The organism is Vulcanisaeta sp. JCM 16161, assembly GCF_001316285.1.
On sequence record NZ_BBDO01000005.1, the window covers coordinates 95,806 to 111,240 of the forward strand.

Below are 15,435 nucleotides of genomic sequence, written 5' to 3' on the forward strand. Positions count from 1 at the left end.
AGGAACAGCCTATGGGGCTTAAGTGTTAATACAGGCCTTGGCTTAATTGTTGTTATAGCACCATGTATGTAGTAAACATAATTACATTTTTTTAATTAATACTTTACTAGCTGGGTAAAGAAATAAAGTGTCAATAAATACTAAGTCATAATTACCATTACTTATTATATTAGCCAGGACGATATTGCCCTGAACATTATTAACTAAGTCGCAGTATGCACCTCCGCAATCGATGATTCCATATTTAATAATATGCGCACCTTTTATCTTAACACCGTGGTAATTCTCAACATCCCCTGGATTAAATGATGATGGGACCAATATTGAGGTCTCAATACCAAGATCAAGTAAGGCTCTTGTTAATAGCGCATCGAACCTCTGAACACCGCCTATGCCACTTAATGCCCAGTAAACTAATGCCTTCACAAATAATTTAAATATGCCCTTCCTTTAAAGGGTTATTGAATGGTTACCCTAGTTACGTATTTACCCTTCTATAGGATTCATGAGATTAATGAATACTTCATGAGAAACGTTGAGATACTAAAGCCTAGAGACGCCATCGCTACATAGACAATGTTTACCATGAGAGACAAAGAGAAATAATAAGCAGGGTTATACCCAGCGGCATCGAGGCAGGGTGGGTAACTGGCGAAATAGAAATAATACATGGTTGACGATGCTTAGGGATTTCCATAACCTAAGTGGCGAGGTTATGGTTGTTGATAGTGATAATGTAGTTGAGCCGTCATTGACGGATGTCCATAAGGTATTAAGTACGCAGGGACCTATATACACGATACTTGATGAGGAGGCGTGGAGGAGAAATCCAAGGCATTTCTTAATTAGGAGTCGAAAAATAAACGATATTGAATTACCTGATGGAGTAAGGCCTGTTTATGCATATAAGGTTTATGATAACTCAATCAGTGGTATGTTTAGGGGCGGCTCAGTATTCTTCATAGGCCCTAAGCAGGTAGTTACCTTCATGAAGTTACCCGACACTGAATTGATAACTAAGGTTGAAAGGGCATTAAATAGGGTTGATCCATGGTTAAGAAACTTCATAAGTGATGAAACACTTCTCGGTATTGTGGCGCATTTAATGGGTGTTATAGAGGTACCATGGACAATAGCAAGTCATCATTACCACCACGGCTCAACGCTGGGTAAAGCTACTGAATTACTGGTTGCCGCTGCTCATCATCAATTCGCCAAGGAGTTATATAGAGAATTCCATAGGCGGGAATTCATTAGGTATAGAATTAAGTATCTTTTATCAACAATAAGAAACATAGATAATATTATGAGTGCCGGTGACTTTGAGTGAGGGTTTCCGTTATAGTACCTACATATAAAAGGGCTTGGTCATTACCATACTTATTAAATGGCTTGATTAATCAATCTATTAAGCCAGTGAAGTGATTTTTATATTAAAGCCGTCAGGCGATGGCAGTGAGGACGTGATTAGGCGTTATGAAGATAAATTGAACATAAGGGTCATAATCCAGGAGAGAGGGCATGCGATAGATGCTTATGACATGGGTATTAGGGAGGCTGATGGCGATTTGCTGTTATTCATTGATGATGATGCGGTACCCCATGAGGATTGGGTAAGGAGATACATAGAATTATTCAGTAAATTGGCAGATGCGGGCGCAATTGGTGGTTTATCGTATAAAGCTTATTTAATTAATGGAGAGATTAAATTAACAAATGAATCATTATTTGGTAATGAATCAACGAAAAACGTATTTTACAGGAAACCGCTTAAGGAGCTTTATGATTATTGCCGTTGGCTATCAATTAGCGGCTTTCCTGGCTCAAGGCCATGCATAAGTCCCGTTATGAAGTCGGTATTACTTAATGGAATGAATATGGGCTTTAAATCTGAGGCTTTAAAAGGTTGAATTTAAGTAAGGCATATTTCGATAGCAGGAGAGGTTTTCACTTTGAATCTTATATGGCATATTACGTGGTTAAAAGAGGTTATTCGTCATATCACGTAGTAAGTAATGAGTTTGCACCTATTGTTTGGCATATAGAGAGTCATAGGGAATCATTAACGAGAAAACCAGGCTTTTGGAGCGAATTTTGGCTTCACTTTGATAGGGCAAGTATGTATTTTAGGCTTAAGAGACTTGGTGCAGACGTATCATTATTGGCTTATCTGGCGGCGAATGCATCACTTATGAGGAGGAAGCCATTACCTCGCTTATTGGCAACAATTTATGCTTTAATTTATAATTCATTGTTTTTATGACTAGGCGAAATAACGTTGTTCATGATATCACGGTATATAATACGCCATATATGGCATGTTGAAATACTTTTAATACTTCAAGGAATTACTGCTGCTGTGCAATCTATAGTGGCGCATCGTTATTGGGGAGCGCCGGGTGGCGGACAGCTCGTCTGCGCCTCTGCGGCTATTGCCCTGGATAAGGCGGGACTTAAGCCCATACTCACTGGTACATTTAAGTTTGACCCTGCTAAGTACGTTGATTGGTATGGTATTGACATTTCCAGGTATGAGGTTCGTACTTTAATGCCCGTTAACATTAAGGCCTTTGGTTTATGGACTAGGCTTTACATGTGGAGACCAGCCAAGGAGGTTCTTGATAGGTTTAGCGTTAAGGTTTTATTTATTGATGATGAGACCTATAAACCATTGGTTAAGTATAGGTCTCGTGGATTAAAAATCATTGAGTATATTCACTTCCCGCTTGAGGTTGTTGTTGACCCTAGGTTTAGGGGTAGTGGGCTTGCCTATGGTGAGGATCCGTACATAATGGAGAGATATGGTAGGTTCCCGATGAATGTTTACTGGGGCGTATTCACCAGGTTGCTGCCTAGGTACCTAAGGGAGAATCCATTCCGTGATGCCGACCTTGTCCTAACTAATTCTAAGTGGACCGCTGGCGTGGCTAGGATGGTCTATGGTGAGGAGCCGGTTGTGCTTAACCCGCCGATACCGCCGAACATGAGTGTTTTGGGTTCCGTTAGGGGGTTTGGGGAGAGAGGTAACTTGGTGGTCATGCTTGGTAGGTTTAGTGAGGAGAAGCGTTATCACTGGGTTGTGTCTGAGTTAATGCCTAGTCTCATTAAGGAGGTGCCCGGTGTAAAGTTGATTATTTTTGGTGGTGCAACTACTAGGACTCAGTTAAGCTACGTTAATAGGGTTGTTGATTTAGCTAGGAGAAGTGGTCTTAATGTTAAGGTTGTTAGCGAGGGCTCTGTGCTTAGTGAATTAGATAGTGAGCACCAGGTTTACCTGAGGCTTAATGCGCCCAGGGCTGAGATTAATGAGGTCATGGATGAGGCCAGGGCTTTTCTACACGCCACAATCAATGAGCATTGGGGTATTGCGGTTGCTGAGGCCATGGCTAGAGGCTTGCCCGTAGTCGTGCATAAGAGCGGCGGTGCTGGAGTGACCTGGCAATGAATGGTGAGGTTGGGCTAGGCTATGAAAACACTGACGAAGCTATTGAAGCCCTAGCTAAGCTCATGACAGACGCCAAGGCATGGAGTAATTACTCCATGAAGAGCCTGGGTAGGGTTAGGGACATAACCTTCGACAAATTCGTCGAGAGCTCGCCGAGTTAGTTAGGAAGATCCTATAGTTTTTCGAAGGTTTTTAAGTCAGTAGTACGCAGTATGAGTGATGGTTGTTTCACTTGAGTTGCCGAGGGTTATTTATGAGAAGGTTAGGGAAAGGGGTTTGGATATTGAGGACCTCGTGATGTATGCACTAATGAATGCTATGCAGTTAGACCCTGGTGAGCTGGCTAGGGCGAGGCTTGAGCTCGCAGATAAGTACTTAAGCGAGGCCAGAGAATACGTTGGTAAAGGTGATGCCGTCCAAGCCAGTGAAAAGGCCTATAAGGCCGTGGAGGAGTGCGTTAAGGCATTGGCTGAGAAATTCAACATACCCGAGTACCAAGAGGCCGTGAGGAGTGGCAGGTGGTTCGCTTATTTGCTCGGTAGGGCGGCTAGGACGTTGAGTGGTAAATTAGGTGAGTCAAGGATTGTTGATGCTTGGTCAAGGGCGTATGACCTACACATGTGGGGTTTTCATGAGGGTAAGTACGGAATTGATTATGTAAAGGTTGACATGCCGCTCATTGAGTGGTTCGTGAACTACACCAGGCAGTTAGTGGCTAGGTGAGTTCCTCGAAGTCATCCTCACCATGGTGCTTAACGACCTTGATACCGTTAGCCCTCGCAAGCTCTATGGCCTTGCCCGTATCCCTCGTCTCATTCACATAGGCTATCACGGCAATGACCTCTCTACTAGCCTTAACACTCCTTAATTTGCTCACTTTATCCACGAAGTCCTCGACATCCCTAAGCCTAAGCGTTGCCTTAATCTCGGCAGCAATCACCTTATTATCGACCTCCGCATAACCATCAAACTCGCCAACACCCTCAATCCTAGCTCTCCTAAGCCTATCAACATTAATGCCAAACCTCTCCCTAACCCAATTAGGCAGGTAATGCCTAACATCACGCTCAACCAAAGCCCCAACAGTCCTAGAAATGCCAGAAAGCTCACGCCTAATACTCCTGTTCTCTTGCCATAGCCTCTCTTGATTATCGGCAAGCCTCTTGACCTCCTCCCAAAGCCTATTATTCTCCTGCCATAATTTCTCGATGTTTTCGTTTATTCTCTTATTCTCCTGCCACAACCTGTTTTGGTCCTCGCGTAATGCCCTAACTTCTTGCCAAAGCTTCTCCTGGTCCTCGGCGAGTCTTTGTACTGTCTTCACCAACTCATTGACCGCATTAATTAATTGCCTAATTGACGATTGAATATCGGTAATGCCAAGCAGCCCCATCACGGCTAGCCTAAACTCCTCATCCTCCCTCAACAAACGCAAAAACTCATCACGAAAAGACATCCCTATAAGATTTCGTGGATTGGGTTTAAATAACTTATTTATTCATGTCTACACAACCTAAACGCGAGTTTTAGGTCCTCTTGCGTGTTTACATTTAGTAGTTCCGTTGTCCAGGGAATTATTAAGGATACCCAGGGTATGACCTCGTGCATAAACTCCAGTCTCTTCACTAGGCTTATTCCTGTGAATCCCATTTTGCCGTTTTTCTCGTACATTAGGGTTATCATTGGCGATGTTACGTACGCAGCCATAACCAGGAACCTCTTAATTAATTCCCTGGTTATGAAGGCATATCGCTTGGTATGAACATGGTTGGCGCACCAACCATTAACAGGGACTCAAGTAAATCCTTAGAATAATCCGTACCACTGGTTATTAGGACTTCATAACCACGTTGCCTCGCCCAGTTAATTACCTCGGTATGCCTAGCCGTGGTTGCTATGTACGCTTTACCAAACCCGTTAACCGCTAATGCTACACGCTCAATCATCGATTTACCGCAGACATTGATTAATGGCTTATTTGGGTTTAACAGCCTACTCCCCATGCCGCCAGCCATTATCACTATGTTCATGCCTTATCAACACCAAAGGAGGTTAGTATACGCCTACCGAGTTGCTTAACATTCTCATTAATCGAGTCAAGCAGTACGTGGGCAGCCAGGAAGTGTAGTCCAGCCTCTGCGTAGAGCCTGAACTCGGGCCACGGATCAGTGGTTATTAATGTGTACCAGAGTGAACCTATGATCTTGCTAAGGTCCTTATTCAAGATATCGTTGATTGTATAGTTTCTAATTATTGAAATATCATTTTTAATCAGTCGATCGCTAACGTTAACTACGGTGTTTGTTAAATCATTTCGTGAATTCACATTTACGAGATTTTTTTTAAATCAATTCCGTGAGTCAATGGATTTAGAAATGAAATCCTTGGTAATCCCCTGATTAGGTCGAAGATCTTTGACCTACCATAATCAATGAGTAGGTCCATGTACTGAAGCGCCATGTCTCTCCTGACGGCCATCAAGGCATTCTCCAAGTGCCCATTTGTATATGTACGTAGTTACGTCAAAGTCCCTCAACCCACTCATTAACCGTTTAAGAGCCTCGGGCGTTATGTATGGCATGTCATTGGGGACTATAATGGCGTAGTCCTCATCACACGCACTAAGTGCTGAGTACATACCTGCAAGTGGTCCCCTGAGCCTCCCATCATCAAAAACATACTCAGCACTTGGTAATACGGATTTATAATTAATGGCTCTTTCGGCGTTATTCACGGCAATAATGACCTTGCCGGTCACCTGCGATATGGCGTTGTAGACAAGCCTTATCATCGGCTCATTACCAATCCTATACAGTGCCTTATCAACCCACGGCTCACCACGTACCTGAAACCTCCGCGACAAGCCACCGCTCAGTATGATGCCGCAAGCCATCGCTAGCCCTACTCAGGCGGTCTTATAAGTCTCGCTAGTCTCTCCCTCCTCCATCTTGCATATTCTATTAACCCAATGGTTATTAGCACTATGATTATTATCACCGCCACGGCTATGGCTATCAAGGTGCTTATCGGCACAAAGCCTATGCCCGGCACGTAGTAACCACTCACGGGTATTACTAAGGTCACAGACACGGTCTCACCACTCTCATTCGCTGTGAGGGTCACGGTCTTGCTCGAGTACACACCAAAGGAGTAGGCGTAGGCTTTGCAGGTTATTGAGCCAGTACTCGGTATTGGGATCACCGCGCTCATGAGTCCTAGACTACTTACGTTATACCCAGCGCATTGAAGACCCACTATTGCGTATTTCGTTAGCGGCATGCCGTTTGCCGAGAGGGCTGTTATGCTTACGTTAACGGCTGGTATGTACACCGGTAACTGAACCTGCTGAGCATACGAGATTAGGGTAATACCCAGCAACGCCACTAATGCGGTAATAGCCATGACCAAGTACTGGGGTTTTGTCACATCACATAACTACTCCCTAAAAATAAATCACTAACTCACAGGAATTACTTAAAGAGTTGCGTCAGCGCTATTAACCTAAATCACCGCTCATCAAGCCCAGCATCATCACGTAACCACATCAAATCATGGTAAGTTATAAATGTTTAGGCCGTAAAATACGGCATTGCCATCATTAAGTCAAGTGCCAATAATTCCTCTGAACACTAACCACGTCTCTAATGACAGAATTCACGCGCGCCATGACCCTCGGGTCCGTCTGGGTTACCCCCTCATCAACCTCCGCATCCTTATTACTCATGATATCGACTAAAAGCCTTGAGCCCCTACCCAAAACATCGACGTTATAACCCCCCTCAAGCACAAAAACGACACCCTTAATTCTACCAATCATATCCCTCAATCTCCTAAATATGTGGGCATACGTATTTAGGGACAGCCTAAGGTTAGCTATATTATCAAGCATGTGCGCGTCAAATCCCAGGGAGACCAGGATAATCTGCGGCCTAAATTCATCAATTATTGGCCAAACAATCCTATCCAGAGCCTTCATGTACGCATCATCTGCCGTGAATGGCGGCAATGGAACATTAACATTAAACCCCTCGCCCTCCCCCTCACCGACGTCATCAATAAACCCAGTGCCTGGATAAATCGTTAGTGGGTCCTGATGAAGGCTTACATATAAAACCCTCGGGTCTTCATAAAATATTTCTTGCGTTCCATTCCCATGGTGAACGTCGATATCGAGTATGGCAACCTTATTAATACCATGCTCAAGAGCGTAGACTGCCCCAATGGCTACATTATTAAATATGCAGAAGCCCTGTGTGGGTGCCATTAATGCCCTGCCACCACGGCCAACGTGATGACCAGGCGGCCTAACAACCGCGTAAGCCGCACTCCACTCCCCACCCAACACCTTATCAATACCCCTCATAACAGCGCCAACGGCAAGTCTCGCCGCCCTACAGGTGCCCGGACTAACGTATGTATCGGCGTCTATGAAGACGTAACCCATGCCGCAAGCCTCATCAACCTGCCTTACGTAGTTGGGGTCATGAACCTTAAGTAACCAATCATCAACATTATTAATGGGTCTCTCAATGATGGCGGCATCGCTTATAGACTTAATAACTGCTAAAATCCTACTCGGGTTCTCGACATGGTTCCTCGGTGGTTTATGTTCTAGGTATGCATTGTCGTAAATTACGCCAATCATTATAAATGAATTTTTACCATAGTGCCTTATTAATTTACTTGAGATTTCATAATTGATATGTTCGGTAGGAAAAAGAAGGTGGATCTTGAGGAGCTTCTTCAGGAGTTGGCGAGTGGCGATGATGGTAATGTTAGGAGTAGGGTGAGGAGGCATGTTGATGAGGATGAGGACTACGGGCAACAAACTAGTGTTAAGTTTAAGGTTGAGTTTGAGGGTGTTGACGAATTAATAAAGGAGATAAGGTCCCTGAGGGAGTCAATTAATGAGTTGATTAGTTTATTGAAGGAGCAGGAGTCGGCGGTTACGAAGAAGTGAATCGTTTTTAAAGGCCTACCGCCACTTAAAACTAAGTTGTAATGCCAGGTCAAAAGAGGTCGTTGAATGTCCTGGACCTATTGGCAATCCTAACAGAGCTTGGAGTCCTGAGAGATTCAATAATTGATAAGGTGTACACAATGGGCGACTCACTACTTCTTAGGTTTAGGAAGGGTCCTGAGAAGTACTTCGTAATAGCCAACTCCCATAGGTTTGGATTAACGGGTTACGTCCTTGAGCATGGAGCCGAGGGGGTTACGTCACTTAGGAGGTTGATTGAGGGGTCAAGATTGAGAGGCCTTGAGTTATTGAACTTTGATAGGGTTGTTAAGTTGTCATTCGACAATGGTTACTTAGTGATTGAGCTTCTAGAGCCTTGGAATGCAATCTACGTGGATGGTGATGGTAGGATTAGGTGGGTTTTAAGGACGTATAGGGGTAAGGACAGGGTAGTGAACGTCGGTCTTGAGTATAAGCCTCCTCCTCAGAGCTTCGTTAAGCCCATTGATAATCGTGAAAACATTATTAAGGCATTACAGGCTATGACACGATAGGTAAGGCAATCGCCAGGGGTTTGGGCTTGGGTGGTGAGGTGGCTAATGAAGTGTGTGCCAGGGCGTTGATTAACTGTGATTCTCCCGTCAATTCTATTAACATTGATAATGTGCTGTCCGTAATAACATCAATGATTGACAGAATAAGTAGGGGTGACCTGGAGCCGAGCATTTACTATAGTGGTGGTGCGCCAATAACCGTAACGCCAATTAGGTATCAATCGATTAGGTACGATTACGTTAAACAGTTCAATAGGTTTAATGAGGCAGTTGATGAGTACTTTCATGAGATTGAGGTTAGGGAGGAATCCGAAAAGAGACTTGCCAGTATTTCCGGTGAGATTGCTAGGCTTGAGAGGAGTATTGATGAGTTAATCATGAGTATTGAGGGTTTCAGGAAGGGTTCTGAGGAGTTGAGGGTTAAGGCGGAGACCGTGCTTAATTGGAAGTACGTTGTCGAGGAATTACTTAACGTGCTTAGGAATTACTGGTCCTCCTATAAGGATGAGTTCCAGGAGTTGATTAGGGGTATGGAGTACCAGGGAATTAGAGTTAAGGGTTTTGAGCCGAGGAGTAAGTCGGTAATTCTCGAGATTAATGGTGTTACCATATCAATACCCTGAATGCGGATGTAGGCGATGTAATCAATGAGTTCTTCAGTAGGGCTAAGGAGCTCGAGCGAAAGGCGAAGACCGCCGAGGAAAGCCTTAATCAACTTAGGGCACGTATTGAGGAGCTTAAGGCTGAGGGTGAGAGGATCACGGAGAGTATTAGGGAGAGCTCTGTCCGCGTGGTCTATGGCGCCAGGGAGTGGTTTGAGAGGTTTAGATGGTTTATAACAAGCGGCGGCAAATTGGTGATAGCCGGTAGGGATGCGACACAGAATGAGGTTATTGTTAGGCATTACCTCAGGCCCTGGGACATATTCGTGCATGCCGACATACCGGGCGGCGCAGCGGTGGTTATTAGACTTACGAATTCCAACGACAGTATTAGTGATGGGGACATTCAGGAGGCTGCCCAATACGCTGTTTCATACTCGAGGGCTTGGGTCATGGGTTTATCAGTACTTGATGCGTTCTACGTAAGGGGTGAGCAAGTGACTAAGAAGGCGCCGTCGGGTGAGTACCTGGGTAAGGGTAGCTTCATGATTTATGGAACCAGGGGTTGGGTTAGGAATGTGGAGCTTGGTCTTGGCATAGGTGTGAGGATTGATAATTTCGGTGAGGCATCCATTATTCGCCTCATTACAGCGCCGCCTAGTGCGATAAATTCACTAGTTAATTATTACGTTATAGTGAGGCCTGGATCCAGGGATAGGATTGCCGTGAGTAGGGAAATCTATGATTTATTTAGAGGTAAAATACCTGGAATTACTAAGGTGATTAACCTGAGCCACATTGTTGATGCGGTACCTGGTTCATCAATTATTGAGGGCATTTACGAGGGAAGCCCAATCCCCTGGGATAAATTAAGGAGCCTTATCAAGTGACCGGCTTTGGAGGTTGCCAGACTTAATGCCTGTATTGACCTGCCGGTAAACGATGATGAGGTTGTGGTTGACTCAATGCTTGGTTGGTTAGTTAGGTGGTTAAGAATGCTGGGTGTTAAGGCCATATATAGCCTGATTTCCGCGATTCCGACTTATTGAGTGTTGAGCACCTATTGGTGACTAAGGATAGGGAATTATTTAGGAGGAGGACTAGGCTGAGCCTGTTATTGGTCACGTCGAAGCACGTTGAGTGGTTATCGATTCTTTCGATGATCCTTGGTTTCCCATTAACGTTAAATATGGAGCGCAGCCTATGCCCTGTCTGCGGCTCGAGGCTTACTAGGGTTAGTAGGGATCTGGTGGTTGATAAGGTACCAAGAAGCGTATTACTTAGGCATAGCGAGTTTTGGCTATGTACTGGTTGTGGTAAGGTTTACTGGGTCGGTAGCCACCACGTACGTATAAGTAAGGAATTGGAAATTGCAGGAAGTATCCAGAGTATGCTAAGTACTCAGTGTGTCGGTAATAATTTACTAGTAATTCGGGGTAATAAGGAGGGGCATTATATATAAATTGCTGATTATAGCATAATACTGCCATGGAATTGTTCAGACCGCTTAATGAGCAGGAGTACACGAGCCTCATTAAGTACCTGAGGGCGAAGATCCTTGAGAGGTTAGGCGTCAAGGCTGATTACGAGATTGACCCAACACACCTGGTCAGGATTGCAGAACTTAAGTTCGGCGTGTTCGTATCGATAGAGAAGCTCATGTACTCAGACGGCATGATTAAGAGGGTCCTCAGGGGTAGTATGGGTACGATAAGGCCGATAAAGAACCTACTCGAGGACTCGATAACCGCCGCAATACATGCCGCATTCTATGACCCGAGGTTTTCACCAGTGTCAATTGCGGAGTTTAAGAATTGCGTGCTCGAGGTTACGGTGGTATCCCCATTAATGGATGTTGACATGGATTGGGTTAGGAGGGAAATGGTGCTTGGTTATCATGGGTTATACATAGTTGATTCAGGCAAGGCAACAATACTACTCCCGCAGAAGGTCGTTGAAATAGCTGAGAATTACTATCAAAGGACGAATAAGCAACTTGGCGTTGATGAGCTCATTCAGGAGCTCTGCGATTCACTGAAGATATGTAACCCCACGAGCATTAAGGCGTTTAAGACGCAGATAATATATGAATTACGCCCAGACGGTAATGTAGTTGAGCGTAAACTCTACCTTAATAGGCTATTAAACAATAATGTAAAGCCGCAGGCCGTAGTTGGTGGGTAATAGAATTATTAACGCCATTTTAAACACTAAAGATTTATTAAATCGGCCTATATTAAGAATTGAGGTATATGCCGGTCATGATTAAGTTTTACATGGTTGTGGGTAGGGATGAGGCTTATGAAAACGCCATTAGAGGCGTTGTTACGGAGGTTAGGGAGAAATTTAAGGGCAGTGAGAGGAGTGTCAATGCTACGTTCATTAGGATAAAGCCTGAGGCCGTTGATGCGGCCCTCAATGCATTAAACATGCCCGAGAACCAAGTGCCGCAGAACCTAATATACCTAGTTAAGTCGATGAAGCAGGACGGGGTAACGTCACTACCGGCATTGATAATTAACGGTAGGAAGATCTACGAGGGCCAATTACCACCGCCGGATGTGGTTAGGCAGACTGTCATGGATGAGGTGGCTACGGCGTTATCGCCACCGCAGGCACCACCACAGCCAGTACAGCCGGTAGCACCAGCTCAATCACCTCCTCCGCCTCCTCCACCGCCACCAAGCACTCCTCCACCGGTGCAGCCTTCCCCACCTCCGCCTCCACCTCCACCACCTGTGGAGACTAAGCAGCAGGTCGAGACAGTAAAGCCTGAGGTCACAGTCACTGAAAAGCCGCAATTGCCATCAATACCCACGATACAGTCGCCATTACCGAGTGGCGTAAAGATAGTGGTGGGTAGGCCAAATGATTGCAGGGAATGTATTTACTACGGCGCAAACACAGGTACATGCCTGTTATTCGGGTATAAGATAGCTGATCCAACAAGGCCTCCGTGCAAGTCCTCGTAGCACTTTTAATTCCTTAATACCCTTATAGTATTAAATCCACGGTATCGCCCAGGGCCTGCCCAGGCAATCCTCGCCTAAACCTGACAAGTAATTGGCCGTGCTTACCCCATACCCTTAGCACGTTACCTATTATTTCAGTTCCTTTTTTTCGACCTCCACACAACCCTGGCATTAATGAACTTAGCCGCATCCACCGCTGTTTCAACACCCGGCACTATTATTATCGCATCCCTTGAATAACCAATGGCACCCCTCCTTATTGAGTATATCCTTGCCTTAATACTCCTTACCTGCGTCGACACGGTACATACCACAACCCAGAATTTTTAAATGCTACTTTCGTGAATAATCGTAGCCAGGTCTTTGGAGGAATAATGCTTAAATTCTACAATTAACCTTTGCCTATCGAATGCCGATAGCGAGACTCATTGAGTATAAGATTGCATTGCCATCAGAGCATGCCTTTGACCTATTGATGAATATCGGCAATGCCGGATACTTCATGCCAATAACCAGGCCGGGAGTAATACCCGCGCCTAAGGTGCCTGGTAAGTATTCAGAGAAGATTAGGAGGGTTGAGGATATATCCAGGGAGTTAGGTAGGGTATTGAATCAGTACTCAATACCACCACCAGCGACCCCGCATGAGGTTAAGGTAGGCCTATTTAATGAACTTCTTGAGTACATAATTGAGGATGGTGAGGACCTACTCACGAGGGTGAAGCAATACCTGGATTCCATTGAGGGTATTAGGAATGAGTACATGAAATTGAGAGGCATCGTCGATGTCGTGTCATCCGTCGGCAGCATCATTATGGAGAGGTTAAGGCATTTTCTAGTCGATATAGTTCCATTAAGTGAGGAGGACTTTAGTGAATTTAGAAATGCCATTGTTAATTATGGCGCTGAGGCGCTGCCTGTGAAGGTTCAGGACAGGTTCTATGTACTGGTGATATACCCTGAATGGGCTAGGCAGGCTTATTGAACGCATATAAATTGTTCAATACGAACCGCTTGAGGTGCCTAGCAGTATTGACATAAATTCCATGAGGAATAAACTGGCGGAGTTGGAGGGTAGGTTGAGGAGGCTTGAGCAGGAGTTCCGGGACTTCCTGGTCAAGGTTAGTGATAGGGCCTACGCAATTATTGACCTTTCAGATACAATAACAAACATAGTTAGGCAATACATGGATTCAGCAATACCTGAGGGCAAGGACGTGGGTGATAGGCTAATGCAGTTGGTTAATTCCGTAAGTGACACTAGGAATAGGATTAGGGAGTTGGAGGTAATACACGAGGCCCTGGGGTATATGAAAAAGGCCGGGATATCCCTTGAGGGCCTTAGTAGGCTTAGAATTAGGGTGTTCGCAGTTAGGGGTGGTGTGAATGAGGATTACATTAAAGGGTTTATGTACATTAAGCGTGATATCGAGAATACAGACCTATCAATACTCACGCTCATAGAGCCTCCGGAGAACCTAGACGTGAGGTCACTGGGTAAGGAGGTTTATGAAATAAGTAAGGATTACCTAATCGATATTAAGTCAGCCTTTGAATTAACGGGTAGGGAGTTAACGGACTTAAGGTCGAGGCTTAAGGACCTGGAGAGGGAGTATGAGGAGTTTGTGAGGGAGTTTAATGAGGTCTCTACTTATGGGGTTGACGGCATTGATAAGGTCGGTAGTGATATCGTGACGATAGCTGGTTACGTTAAGGAGAGCCTATCGAGCAGGTTCGATGACTTGCTAGCATCATTACTTAGTAAGTTAGCTATAGATGCCAGGGTTAGGAAGGAGAGTAAGGTCGTGTATGTCAAGGAGATAGAGCCGGAGAAAGCACCAACGCTTGAGGAGTATCCGAAACCCATCGATGCCTTTAAGAAGATAACGTACATGTACGGAATACCTAAGTACACGGAGATAAGCCCCATAATACTAACCTTCATATTATTCCCAGCCTTCTACGGCTGGATGTACCCAGACCTGGGCCACGGCATAGTACTATCCCTATTCGGCTATGCCCTATACAGGTCGCGCTATAAGGGCCCCAACGCTTCCTACGATCAATATTCGGCGGAAAGTACTCAATGTGGGGGTTGGTATTCCTGATGGCTGGTATTTGGTCAATAGTATTTACATTTATTGAGAGCGGCACAATATTTGGGATAGAGGTATTACCTGCACCCTTTAGGCTAGTCCACGTTAGTGGTACGGCATTGGAGGTCCTTTCAAACTCGATCTATGCCATGTTAGCGGTATCGATTATGGTCGGTATAGTATCGCTGCTACTGGCCTTCATTCTTAAGGCCATCAACGCCTACAGAGGTGGTGAGAGGGATTTGGCCATCGGATTTTACGTGCCACTGTTCTTCTTCTTCCTATTCCTCGTTCTAGCCCTTATGGGTCCCGGGTTCGTACCAGTCATAAGGATTGGTGAGAAGACTCCATTGCTGCAACCGCTGTATCCCCTGTTCAATGCAATAAGCGGTCTAGTGTGGTATTGGGTGTATGCCGTATTTGCAATGCTTGCAGTACTAATTTATTCATTGTTTTACTTCAGGGCTAAGTATAGGGGTGTTCCTGGGTTTAGTGCCGCCCAGTTGGCTGTTGAGGTTAGTGCCGAGGCTGCGATACCGAGCCTCACAAATACCATATCATTCATGAGGCTGAGTATTGTGGCTATTATGCATGCGGTGTTCACGGCAATGACCTATGCTGGGCAGTCTCACTGGGGCTGTTCACGCCGGCTGGCTTAGCCGTGTTAATAATATTCAACTTATTAATAATACTTGGTGAGGGATTCGTGGCCTTCGTGCAAAGCCTAAGCTTCACTCTACGAAATGTACACCAAGTTCTTCAGTGGTGCCGGTATACTATTCATACCATTCACGCTTGGCCTGAGG

The 15,435-nt window shown here is 45.0% G+C and carries 23 protein-coding genes and 2 pseudogenes; 14 read left to right on the forward strand and 11 right to left on the reverse strand.

Features of this window, described 5'->3' with window-relative positions; translation table 11 throughout:
* Positions 1-81: 81 nt before the first annotated feature.
* Entirely contained in the window at positions 82-426 is a 345-nt protein-coding gene (locus JCM16161_RS07405; protein ID WP_054855465.1) for a hypothetical protein, read from the reverse strand.
* A gap of 214 nt (positions 427-640) precedes the next feature.
* On the opposite strand from JCM16161_RS07405, the gene JCM16161_RS07410 reads away from it, so the two are divergent.
* From JCM16161_RS07410 to JCM16161_RS07430, 4 genes and pseudogenes are all read left to right on the forward strand, one after another.
* Positions 641-1,330 carry a hypothetical protein gene (locus JCM16161_RS07410; RefSeq protein ID WP_243670398.1) on the forward strand — a complete coding sequence of 230 codons (690 nt, stop codon included), beginning with the start codon at positions 641-643 and terminating at the stop codon, positions 1,328-1,330.
* A gap of 91 nt (positions 1,331-1,421) precedes the next feature.
* Entirely contained in the window at positions 1,422-1,910 is a 489-nt protein-coding gene (locus tag JCM16161_RS07415) for a glycosyltransferase family 2 protein (RefSeq protein ID WP_054855466.1), read from the forward strand.
* A 449-nt stretch (positions 1,911-2,359) separates the two neighbouring features.
* A pseudogene (locus JCM16161_RS07425) lies at positions 2,360-3,606 on the forward strand (glycosyltransferase).
* 58 nt (positions 3,607-3,664) lie between these two features.
* Complete coding sequence (locus JCM16161_RS07430; protein WP_054855468.1) at positions 3,665-4,168, forward strand: PaREP1 family protein; 504 nt, start codon at positions 3,665-3,667, stop codon at positions 4,166-4,168.
* Here the strand turns inward: JCM16161_RS07430 and JCM16161_RS07435 are convergent.
* From JCM16161_RS07435 to JCM16161_RS07455, 8 genes are all read right to left on the reverse strand, one after another.
* Positions 4,161-4,874 carry a hypothetical protein gene (locus JCM16161_RS07435; RefSeq protein ID WP_054855469.1) on the reverse strand — a complete coding sequence of 238 codons (714 nt, stop codon included), beginning with the start codon at positions 4,872-4,874 and terminating at the stop codon, positions 4,161-4,163. The two genes, JCM16161_RS07430 and JCM16161_RS07435, sit on opposite strands and share 8 nt — an antisense overlap.
* 65 nt (positions 4,875-4,939) lie before the next feature.
* Entirely contained in the window at positions 4,940-5,152 is a 213-nt protein-coding gene (locus JCM16161_RS16780) for a hypothetical protein (RefSeq protein ID WP_243670400.1), read from the reverse strand.
* A 29-nt stretch (positions 5,153-5,181) separates the two neighbouring features.
* Entirely contained in the window at positions 5,182-5,475 is a 294-nt protein-coding gene (locus JCM16161_RS16785) for an NTP transferase domain-containing protein (protein ID WP_243670409.1), read from the reverse strand.
* On the reverse strand, positions 5,472-5,669 hold the full coding sequence (locus JCM16161_RS16790; RefSeq protein WP_243670419.1) for a hypothetical protein: 198 nt from the start codon (positions 5,667-5,669) through the stop codon (positions 5,472-5,474). Before JCM16161_RS16790 ends, JCM16161_RS16785 begins: the two co-directional genes overlap by 4 nt.
* A gap of 104 nt (positions 5,670-5,773) precedes the next feature.
* Complete coding sequence (locus tag JCM16161_RS16795; protein ID WP_243670917.1) at positions 5,774-5,923, reverse strand: hypothetical protein; 150 nt, start codon at positions 5,921-5,923, stop codon at positions 5,774-5,776.
* A complete protein-coding gene (locus JCM16161_RS16800) occupies positions 5,874-6,338 on the reverse strand; it encodes an NTP transferase domain-containing protein (protein ID WP_243670435.1) in 465 nt (154 codons plus the stop codon). Before JCM16161_RS16800 ends, JCM16161_RS16795 begins: the two co-directional genes overlap by 50 nt.
* A gap of 8 nt (positions 6,339-6,346) precedes the next feature.
* Entirely contained in the window at positions 6,347-6,871 is a 525-nt protein-coding gene (locus tag JCM16161_RS07450) for a hypothetical protein (protein ID WP_243670437.1), read from the reverse strand.
* A gap of 172 nt (positions 6,872-7,043) precedes the next feature.
* Positions 7,044-8,090, reverse strand: coding sequence for a histone deacetylase family protein (locus JCM16161_RS07455; protein ID WP_054855470.1), 1,047 nt, complete (start codon positions 8,088-8,090; stop codon positions 7,044-7,046).
* Positions 8,091-8,147: 57 nt separating this feature from the next.
* On the opposite strand from JCM16161_RS07455, the gene JCM16161_RS07460 reads away from it, so the two are divergent.
* From JCM16161_RS07460 to JCM16161_RS07490, 7 genes and pseudogenes are all read left to right on the forward strand, one after another.
* Positions 8,148-8,405 (forward strand): hypothetical protein, encoded by a 258-nt coding sequence (locus tag JCM16161_RS07460; protein WP_054855471.1) that lies wholly within the window; start codon positions 8,148-8,150, stop codon positions 8,403-8,405.
* Between the two features lie 41 nt (positions 8,406-8,446).
* Positions 8,447-9,582: pseudogene (locus JCM16161_RS16805) on the forward strand (NFACT family protein).
* Between the two features lie 167 nt (positions 9,583-9,749).
* On the forward strand, positions 9,750-10,451 hold the full coding sequence (locus JCM16161_RS07475) for an NFACT RNA binding domain-containing protein (protein ID WP_054855474.1): 702 nt from the start codon (positions 9,750-9,752) through the stop codon (positions 10,449-10,451).
* Between the two features lie 6 nt (positions 10,452-10,457).
* Positions 10,458-10,610, forward strand: coding sequence for a hypothetical protein (locus tag JCM16161_RS16810; RefSeq protein ID WP_243670445.1), 153 nt, complete (start codon positions 10,458-10,460; stop codon positions 10,608-10,610).
* Positions 10,607-11,023, forward strand: a complete 417-nt coding sequence (locus tag JCM16161_RS07480; RefSeq protein WP_243670454.1) for a hypothetical protein — start codon at positions 10,607-10,609, stop codon at positions 11,021-11,023. Before JCM16161_RS16810 ends, JCM16161_RS07480 begins: the two co-directional genes overlap by 4 nt.
* Positions 11,024-11,049: 26 nt before the next feature.
* Positions 11,050-11,745 (forward strand): AMMECR1 domain-containing protein, encoded by a 696-nt coding sequence (locus JCM16161_RS07485; protein WP_054855475.1) that lies wholly within the window; start codon positions 11,050-11,052, stop codon positions 11,743-11,745.
* A gap of 68 nt (positions 11,746-11,813) precedes the next feature.
* The gene (locus tag JCM16161_RS07490; RefSeq protein ID WP_054855476.1) at positions 11,814-12,533 is read left to right on the forward strand and encodes a hypothetical protein; all 720 of its coding nucleotides are present in this window, start codon (positions 11,814-11,816) and stop codon (positions 12,531-12,533) included.
* Positions 12,534-12,555: 22 nt separating this feature from the next.
* Here JCM16161_RS07490 and JCM16161_RS16815 read toward each other — a convergent pair whose 3' ends face one another.
* Positions 12,556-12,654: a hypothetical protein gene (locus JCM16161_RS16815; protein ID WP_243670456.1), complete on the reverse strand. Its 99-nt coding sequence runs from the start codon at positions 12,652-12,654 to the stop codon at positions 12,556-12,558.
* Positions 12,655-12,667: 13 nt separating this feature from the next.
* Positions 12,668-12,835 carry a hypothetical protein gene (locus tag JCM16161_RS16820; protein ID WP_243670458.1) on the reverse strand — a complete coding sequence of 56 codons (168 nt, stop codon included), beginning with the start codon at positions 12,833-12,835 and terminating at the stop codon, positions 12,668-12,670.
* Positions 12,836-12,942: 107 nt separating this feature from the next.
* Between JCM16161_RS16820 and JCM16161_RS07500 the strand changes: the two genes are divergently transcribed.
* The 3 genes from JCM16161_RS07500 to JCM16161_RS07510 are packed head-to-tail and all read left to right on the forward strand — an operon-like array spanning position 12,943 to position 15,288.
* Entirely contained in the window at positions 12,943-13,518 is a 576-nt protein-coding gene (locus tag JCM16161_RS07500; protein WP_054855477.1) for a hypothetical protein, read from the forward strand.
* A gap of 34 nt (positions 13,519-13,552) precedes the next feature.
* Positions 13,553-14,641: a hypothetical protein gene (locus JCM16161_RS07505; RefSeq protein ID WP_054855478.1), complete on the forward strand. Its 1,089-nt coding sequence runs from the start codon at positions 13,553-13,555 to the stop codon at positions 14,639-14,641.
* The gene (locus tag JCM16161_RS07510; protein WP_243670461.1) at positions 14,641-15,288 is read left to right on the forward strand and encodes a hypothetical protein; all 648 of its coding nucleotides are present in this window, start codon (positions 14,641-14,643) and stop codon (positions 15,286-15,288) included. The genes JCM16161_RS07505 and JCM16161_RS07510 overlap by 1 nt, the downstream gene beginning before the upstream one ends.
* The last annotated feature ends 147 nt before the right edge of the window (positions 15,289-15,435 follow it).